Below are 7,379 nucleotides of genomic sequence, written 5' to 3' on the forward strand. Positions count from 1 at the left end.
CCGATTCACTCAGCCCTGCTGTGTTATCTTGCATTGCTTAGTCTAAACTCCAGTTTTTATGATTATGGGAAATTCAAGAAAAAATAGATAACACACTCAAATTTTTATACTAGTGGTTTATGTCAAATTGGAATTTTCTTAAAAATTAAGATATCTATTTGACAAATTACACACAGTTACAAGAACCTAGCTTTAATTTGGCTGAAACAGAGTTACCAGTCTTTTGATTAAGCTGTAACTTTTTCTTTGTTAGCCTTTTTGCCGTACTTCTGCTTCAACACGCCGCCACCTACAAGACCTACACCAATACCAAACATAGTGATGGGTTCGGGAATTGGTTGAGCCGGGGTGGTATAGATGTCGATATGGGAATGACCAGGAGTATTACCATCTATTTTATTAAGTCCCAATGTATCCCATTCACCACTGGAAACAGCACTAGCAAAATTATCAAAGAAATAAACACTGTAGCTGTTACCACCTTTCACAGCAACGGCGAACGCAGATGTAAGCTGATCTGCAATACTCCATGTCCCACTGTTTAAGCCAGGGTTAGTCACTGTTATTGGTTTTGGGCCATTGTTGTTGTCGGAATAGGTGAGACTCCATTGATATTGGGTAAAGTCAAAAAAACCATTATTACCTGGTTGTAGTGCTATTGTACTATCTTTTGTGTATTGTGGTGCCAACAGTGACTTGTCACCAGAGTTAAGTCTTGCTAGTAAATCAGGACTTATGACAACACCGTCCCTGTCGATCTCACTGCCCACATTATTCCCACTAAGCGCACCGGAACAAGAACTGTAAGAAGATACGATAAAACCTGATGAACAGATAACAGGGATAACAGGAGTAGTGCTATTATCGCCGCCAGCATTTTGAGCCAGAGATGGATTAGCAGCAGAAAAACTTGCTGCTACTAACAAAGCAGAAAAAACTGAAGTATGTTTCATAATTCACCAAAAACTGAAAGAACAGCGTGTAGTAAATATATGACTATCTTGACCGCAAATCAACGTATTTACATATAATCTTCATGAAATATTTGTATGATTATAGTGTTGAATAGGTAAAATAATGTTGCTTGTTTCTATTCTTTATTGAGAAAATAAAAACTAGTCAAATAATCACTCAAATCAGCTTAATTAGGTTATTTCTTAAAACTATGGTTTGTGTTTGAAGCTAGTATAAAGATAACTTCAAGTAATTGTGAATTTCTTACTGAAGAAATTTATCAGGCATTCGGCAATATTTCCTCTCAATTTAACAATCTGGAATGTGACAAATGTGCCATAGCATTAAAGTCATGGAGTGATGCTAATGGAATTGAGACAAAAATTCTCAAGGTCAGAACTAAAAAGCGAAATGATTTCTTTATAATTAGCAATCGTTACGGTGATAGTGAATCAATTACTGATAATGGCATTTATTATGGTCTAGAAGTTTTAGGGCTAGTTTTTGATAACCTTTCACGTCAAGGATTACCCCGTGATGAGTGGATAAATGATTTTTCCTGCCGCAGTGGTGAATTATATTTAGAAGAGTTTAGATAACTTCTAAAGGAGAAAATATTATGAGCGGAGTGTATGAAATTTTATCAAAAATTAAAGCTAAACCAGGTATGTATATTGGCCGTCCTTCTGTGAGCGACTTATTTATGTTTTTGGTTGGTTATGAATGTTCTCGCAGTGAACTGGGAATTGAAAATACTCAAGAGGAAGAAGATTTTTATGGAGAGTTTCAACCTTGGTTACAGAAAAAATTAGGAATAAAAACGGTAAGTTCTTGGTCGAAGATGATTATGCTTTACTGTCACGATGAGAAGGCTGGTTTTGAAAAGTTCTTCAGTTTATTGGATGAGTTTAAACAACGAAATCATGATTTAAATGGCAATGAAGTTAATAATGTATCTGAAGCAGTGGGGATTGCTGTAAAAAATTGACAAATTAACACCATAGCTCTAAGTTGAGTTGTATTGCCAAGTCTCTACTTGAGAAAATTGACACATCGCGTTAAGCTTCCTTAGCATAACTGCACTGTGACACTAGGTAATGACCACTCAATTCTCCCCGCAAATTCCTGCTTGTACTTGGAATCGTCCTATCGGTTTAGGCTGGGATAAGCCTTATACCGTTCGCTATGCTAGTAATATTGATGATGGAGCTTGGCATGGGATGCCCTTGGGCGGCTTTGGTGCTGGCTGCATCGGGCGTTCTTCGCGGGGAGATTTTAACCTCTGGCATATTGACGGCGGTGAGCATCTGTTCCAAAATATCCCTGCTTGTCAATTTAGTGTGTTTGAATCTCATGGCACATCCTCCCAAGCTTATGCTTTGGCGACAACAGCACCTGAAGATGGAAGTCTGCAATCTGTGCAATGGTATCCAGCCTCTACCGCTACACAGGAGACTGGTACATATCACGCGCTGTATCCCCGTAGCTGGTTTGTGTATGAAAATGTCTTGCAAACACAGCTAACCTGTGAGCAGTTTTCCCCTATCTGGGCTGATAATTACCAAGAAACTAGTTACCCTGTGGCGGTGTTTGTTTGGCAGGCTCATAATCCCACAAATGCACCTATCACTCTCAGTATTATGCTCACTTGGCAGAATATGACGGGCTGGTTTACTAATGCTCTTAAATCTCCAGAGGTGAAGATGCGGGATGATGGTAGTCCAGTTTATGAGTATCAGCCGCGTTTGGGTGAGAGTCAGGGTAATTACAATTATTTAGTGGAAAATCCCCAAGCGTTGGGTTGCTTTTTAGGACGGGAGGGTATTACAGAACCTCTACAGGAAGGTGAGGGGAGTTGGTGTATTGCGACGAAAAAACATCCCCAAGTAGAAGTTTTTCATCATACCCGTTGGCATCCCGATGGTAAGGGGGATGAGATATGGCAAAGCTTTGGTTTGGATGGTTCATTACCTGATTATATAGATACTACCCCAGCCAGAGAAAATGAACAAATCGGGGCAGCGATCGCAGTCCGTTTGACTCTCCAACCAGGAGAAAGTCTAGAAATACCCTTTGTTCTAGCTTGGGATTTCCCAGTTACAGAATTTGCGGCGGGAGTGAATTATGACCGCAGATATACAGACTTTTTTGGTACTAATGGGAACAATGCTTGGGCGATCGCCACTACTGCTTTAGAACAGTATCCAACTTGGCAGGAAAAAATACAAGCTTGGCAACAACCTATTCTCGACCGGGAAGACTTGCCCAATTGGTTTAAAATGGCTCTATTTAATGAGCTTTACGACCTTACCAGTGGGGGTACACTCTGGAGTGCAGCCACCAAAAACGATCCTATTGGTCAGTTTGCTGTACTAGAGTGTTTAGATTACCGTTGGTATGAAAGTTTAGATGTCAGGTTATACGGTTCTTTCGGACTGTTGTTACTGTTCCCAGAACTGGAAAAATCGGTAATGCGTGCCTTTGCGCGGGCAATTCCCCAAGGTGATGATACCCCCCGTGTGATTGGTTATTACTACACCATCGGCGCAGAAAGTCCCCTAGCTGTGCGTAAATCTATAGGTGCAACACCCCATGATTTAGGCGCACCCAATGAACACGTTTGGGAGAAAACCAACTACACCAGTTATCAAGACTGTAATTTGTGGAAAGATTTAGGCTGTGATTTTGTCTTACTGGTTTACCGGGATTATCTGTTAACTGGTGCGAATGATGTGGAGTTCTTGAGAGATTGTTGGGATGCAATTGTCCAGACTTTAGATTATGTCAAAACCTTTGATTTAGATGGAGATGGCATTCCTGAAAACTCCGGCGCACCTGATCAAACTTTTGATGATTGGCGACTGCAAGGAGTAAGCGCGTATTGTGGTGGTTTATGGATGGCAGCCTTAGAAGCAGCGATCGCCATTAGCGATATTTTAATCAAAAATCAGCCAGAATTACTCAACCAAAAATCTACCTATGAGACTTGGTTAGCAAAATCCTTACCTATCTATCAAGAAAAACTCTGGAACGGTCAATATTACCGACTAGACAGTGAAAGCGGTTCAGATGTAGTGATGGCAGATCAATTGTGTGGACAATTCTACGCTGGTTTACTCAAGTTACCGAATATTGTACCAAGCGATCGCGCCATTTCTGCCTTAAGAACTGTGTATGATGCCTGCTTCCTCAAATTCTACAATGGTCAATTCGGTGCTGCCAATGGTGTCCGTCCCGATGGTTCACCAGAAAACCCCAAAGCTACCCATCCCCTAGAAGTCTGGACAGGAATTAACTTTGGGTTAGCAGCCTTTCTCTTACAGATGGGGATGAAAGATGAAGCATTAAGATTAACCCAAGCCGTAGTGCGGCAAATTTATAGCAATGGGTTACAATTCCGTACACCGGAAGCTATTACACCCGCCGGGACTTTTCGCGCTAGTACATATTTACGAGCAATGGCTATTTGGGCAATTTATTTCTTTGCCAGAGACAAGAAGTTTTCTGATACGATAGGTTGAACTTAATTATGATACCGCCTAAAAGTGCGTGTTAGAACCCCTACTGTAATTCAAATGGAAGCTGTCGAATGTGGTGCGGCTTCCCTAGCTATTATTCTGGCTTATTATGATCGTATTGTCCCCTTAGCCGAACTCCGCATTGAGTGTGGCGTTTCTCGTGACGGTAGCAAAGCCTCCAATCTGATCCTGGCTGCTAGACGTTACGGAATGGAAGCCGATGGCTTTAAGGCCGAACAATTAGAACAACTGCAAAAATTATATCCTCCCTATATTGTCTTTTGGAATTTCAATCACTTTCTGGTGGTGGAAGGTTGGAGTAAACATTGGGTATTCCTCAATGATCCGGCTACTGGCCTCCGCAAAATTTCTTGGGAGGAATTTGACGAGGGGTTTACTGGGGTTGTGCTGGTAATAGAACCGGGAGAAGATTTTTCCGCAGGGGGTCGCAAACCCAATGTTATCTCAGGCTTAATCGACCGATTACAGGGTTCATTTGCTGCAATTCTCTACTGTGTTTTAGCTGGATTTCTGCTGGTACTGCCTGGTTTAGCGATTCCGGTCTTCAGTCAGGTGTTTGTGGATCAGGTTTTGGTGGAAAATCGTACCGAATGGTTGCGTCCTCTAATTTTAGGGATGATTCTCACTACGGTATTTCAAGGGTTACTCACCCTGTTGCGACTGCGTTATTTGCGAAAGCTGAGGATTAAGCTGGCTACAGCAACGTCTACTCGCTTCCTATGGCATATTCTCAGATTGCCTGTCAGATTTTATGCCCAAAGATATGCAGGAGAAATCAGCAATCGCGCCAGTTTAAATAATAAAGTGGCTCAGGTGCTTTCTGGTCAATTGGCAACTACTGTCATTGATGTGGTGATGGTGTTATTTTATGCCTTAGTGATGTTCGCTTATGACTGGTTACTGACGTTAATTGGCATCTGTTTTGCTGCTATCAATGGATTAACGTTGCAGTGGGTAGCACGACAACGGGTAGATGCTAATATGCGCTTGGTGCAAGATTGGGGGAAAGCCGATGGAGTGAGTATTGCCGCACTTCAGAGTATAGAAACATTGAAAGCATCGGCGTTAGAGTCGGATTTCTTTTCTCGATGGTCTGGTTATTATGCCAAAGCCATCAACGCCCAGCAGGAGTTGGCAGTTACCAACCAAATATTAGGAGTTTTGCCAATATTACTCAACTCTTTAACCTCTATGTTTATCTTAGTAGTTGGGGGTTGGCGAGTCATGGATGGCAACCTCAGCATCGGGATGTTAGTAGCATTTCAAAGTTTGATGCTGAGTTTTCAGCAGCCGGTGAATACCTTAGTAGATTTCGGTAGTACCCTCCAGGAATTAGAAGGGGATTTGAATCGTTTAGATGATGTCTTAGGCAATTCGCTTGATCCAGAGGTGGAAAAGTCGGAAGTTATCGTAAATCACCCATCTAAAATCTTACATTCAAAATTGCAAGGCTATGTGGAATTACGGAATGTCACCTTTGGTTACTCCCATGTTGATCCGCCGTTGATTGAACATTTCAGTTTATCTTTGCAACCAGGACAAAGAGTAGCTTTAGTAGGTGCGAGTGGTTCGGGCAAATCTACCCTAGCTAAATTGATCTGTGGACTTTATCAACCTTGGGAGGGCGAGATTCTCTTCGATGGAACTCCCAGAAGCGAGATTCCACGAGAAAGGTTGGCGAGTTCCTTATCACTGGTGGAACAAGATATTTTTCTGTTTGGAGGTACAGTCAGGGATAATCTAACTTTATGGGATGACACTGTGTCAGATGAGCAACTTGTCAAAGCTTGTCAAGATGCAGTAATTCACGAAGCGATCGCACAAATTCCGGGAGGGTATGATGGTCAACTGCTAGAAGGTGGTGTAAACTTCAGTGGAGGACAGCGACAACGCTTGGAAATTGCCCGTGCTTTAGTGAAGAATCCGGCAATTTTAGTGATGGATGAGGCGACTTCTGCTTTAGATACCCAGACAGAGCAAATTATTGTAGAAAATCTGCATCAACGCAACTGTAGTTGTATTCTGGTAGCGCACCGCTTGAGTACGATTCGGGATTGTGATGAGATTATTGTTTTAGAACAGGGGAAGGTGGTACAGAGAGGTACTCACGAAGAATTGTGGCAAGAAGGGGGAGTGTATGAGAGGTTGGTTCGTTCCGAAGGGTGATATTCAGTTAAGCAAACGGATTCGCAAACAGAAGAACAAGACCACCAGTTACGTCATCAAGCTGAGAAAAATTGAGTTGTTGAAGTTTTGGTAATTGACTCGCCTGGTCTTCTTTAGATTTGTTGGTTTTGATCTGTTGTTTATTTTTCATTGCTCTTACCTTACTAACGAATATAAATGTCTCTGTTATTGTAGAAAAAATCAAGGTAATTGTGTAAGTGCCGTTATATTTCTCAAAAAAAGTGACGGCTTCTTGTTAAGTTTGATAAACAATTTTGATCCCGAAATGTTGAAAACACTATTCTAAATTTACTGGATAATTATGACTATTCCAAATAGAGTAGCTGAAACTGTAACACCTTCTTGAGGTTTAGCTGTTGTGGATGTGTTAGTTTTTGTTTGTTGTTTTTCATTTTGTTGATCTTATGAGGATAATTCACTAAGGAAATACATCACCGTTCTTCTCCCTTAATGTAGTTCTTCACAGCTCAAACTTAGTTCTTCCATTGCTACATCACCTCCACCCTCTCCCCTTCTCACTCCTCCTACTACTACTGTTAATTCTGCTGAGAGAAGCTTGGACTCTGGACTCAATTGAGAGAGTCTGGATTCTTTATGATTGTTGTTTTTTTTCATTTTTTCTTGGATGGTATTGAGTATATGTTCCAGGGCGAACGCATCTAAATATTAAGGAGCGATAATCAAGGTGGAATTCGCCAA

At 41.4% G+C, this 7,379-nt stretch carries 7 protein-coding genes; 4 read left to right on the plus strand and 3 right to left on the minus strand.

The window, feature by feature from the left end:
- Positions 1 to 227: 227 nt before the first annotated feature.
- Entirely contained in the window at positions 228 to 953 is a 726-nt protein-coding gene (locus tag ACM0OR_RS27250; RefSeq protein WP_414579529.1) for a PEP-CTERM sorting domain-containing protein, read from the minus strand.
- A gap of 219 nt (positions 954 to 1,172) precedes the next feature.
- On the opposite strand from ACM0OR_RS27250, the gene ACM0OR_RS27255 reads away from it, so the two are divergent.
- From ACM0OR_RS27255 to ACM0OR_RS27270, 4 genes are all read left to right on the plus strand, one after another.
- Entirely contained in the window at positions 1,173 to 1,553 is a 381-nt protein-coding gene (locus ACM0OR_RS27255) for a papain fold toxin domain-containing protein (protein ID WP_414579530.1), read from the plus strand.
- 20 nt (positions 1,554 to 1,573) lie between these two features.
- Positions 1,574 to 1,942, plus strand: coding sequence for a hypothetical protein (locus ACM0OR_RS27260; RefSeq protein WP_414579531.1), 369 nt, complete (start codon positions 1,574 to 1,576; stop codon positions 1,940 to 1,942).
- A gap of 109 nt (positions 1,943 to 2,051) precedes the next feature.
- Complete coding sequence (locus ACM0OR_RS27265) at positions 2,052 to 4,475, plus strand: GH116 family glycosyl hydrolase (protein ID WP_414579532.1); 2,424 nt, start codon at positions 2,052 to 2,054, stop codon at positions 4,473 to 4,475.
- A 54-nt stretch (positions 4,476 to 4,529) separates the two neighbouring features.
- The gene (locus ACM0OR_RS27270; RefSeq protein ID WP_414579533.1) at positions 4,530 to 6,659 is read left to right on the plus strand and encodes an NHLP family bacteriocin export ABC transporter peptidase/permease/ATPase subunit; all 2,130 of its coding nucleotides are present in this window, start codon (positions 4,530 to 4,532) and stop codon (positions 6,657 to 6,659) included.
- A 7-nt stretch (positions 6,660 to 6,666) separates the two neighbouring features.
- Here the strand turns inward: ACM0OR_RS27270 and ACM0OR_RS27275 are convergent, their stop codons facing one another.
- Both ACM0OR_RS27275 and ACM0OR_RS27280 read right to left on the minus strand, forming a co-directional pair.
- The gene (locus ACM0OR_RS27275) at positions 6,667 to 6,810 is read right to left on the minus strand and encodes a hypothetical protein (protein WP_414579534.1); all 144 of its coding nucleotides are present in this window, start codon (positions 6,808 to 6,810) and stop codon (positions 6,667 to 6,669) included.
- A 317-nt stretch (positions 6,811 to 7,127) separates the two neighbouring features.
- Positions 7,128 to 7,295 (minus strand): hypothetical protein, encoded by a 168-nt coding sequence (locus tag ACM0OR_RS27280; protein ID WP_414579535.1) that lies wholly within the window; start codon positions 7,293 to 7,295, stop codon positions 7,128 to 7,130.
- Positions 7,296 to 7,379: the final 84 nt, after the last annotated feature.

The organism is Anabaena sp. CCY 9402-a, from assembly GCF_963920945.1.
Classification (GTDB): Bacteria; Cyanobacteriota; Cyanobacteriia; order Cyanobacteriales; family Nostocaceae; genus Trichormus; species Trichormus minutissimus.

Bases quoted from the DNA above. Each gene is read 5' to 3' on its own strand.
- ACM0OR_RS27260 (WP_414579531.1), top strand. From the start codon at position 1,574: ATGAGCGGAGTGTATGAAATTTTATCAAAAATTAAAGCTAAACCAGGT.
- ACM0OR_RS27265 (WP_414579532.1), top strand. From the start codon at position 2,052: ATGACCACTCAATTCTCCCCGCAAATTCCTGCTTGTACTTGGAATCGT.
- ACM0OR_RS27250 (WP_414579529.1), bottom strand. From the start codon at position 953: ATGAAACATACTTCAGTTTTTTCTGCTTTGTTAGTAGCAGCAAGTTTT.
- ACM0OR_RS27280 (WP_414579535.1), bottom strand. From the start codon at position 7,295: ATGAAAAAAAACAACAATCATAAAGAATCCAGACTCTCTCAATTGAGT.
- ACM0OR_RS27275 (WP_414579534.1), bottom strand. From the start codon at position 6,810: ATGAAAAATAAACAACAGATCAAAACCAACAAATCTAAAGAAGACCAG.
- ACM0OR_RS27270 (WP_414579533.1), top strand. From the start codon at position 4,530: ATGGAAGCTGTCGAATGTGGTGCGGCTTCCCTAGCTATTATTCTGGCT.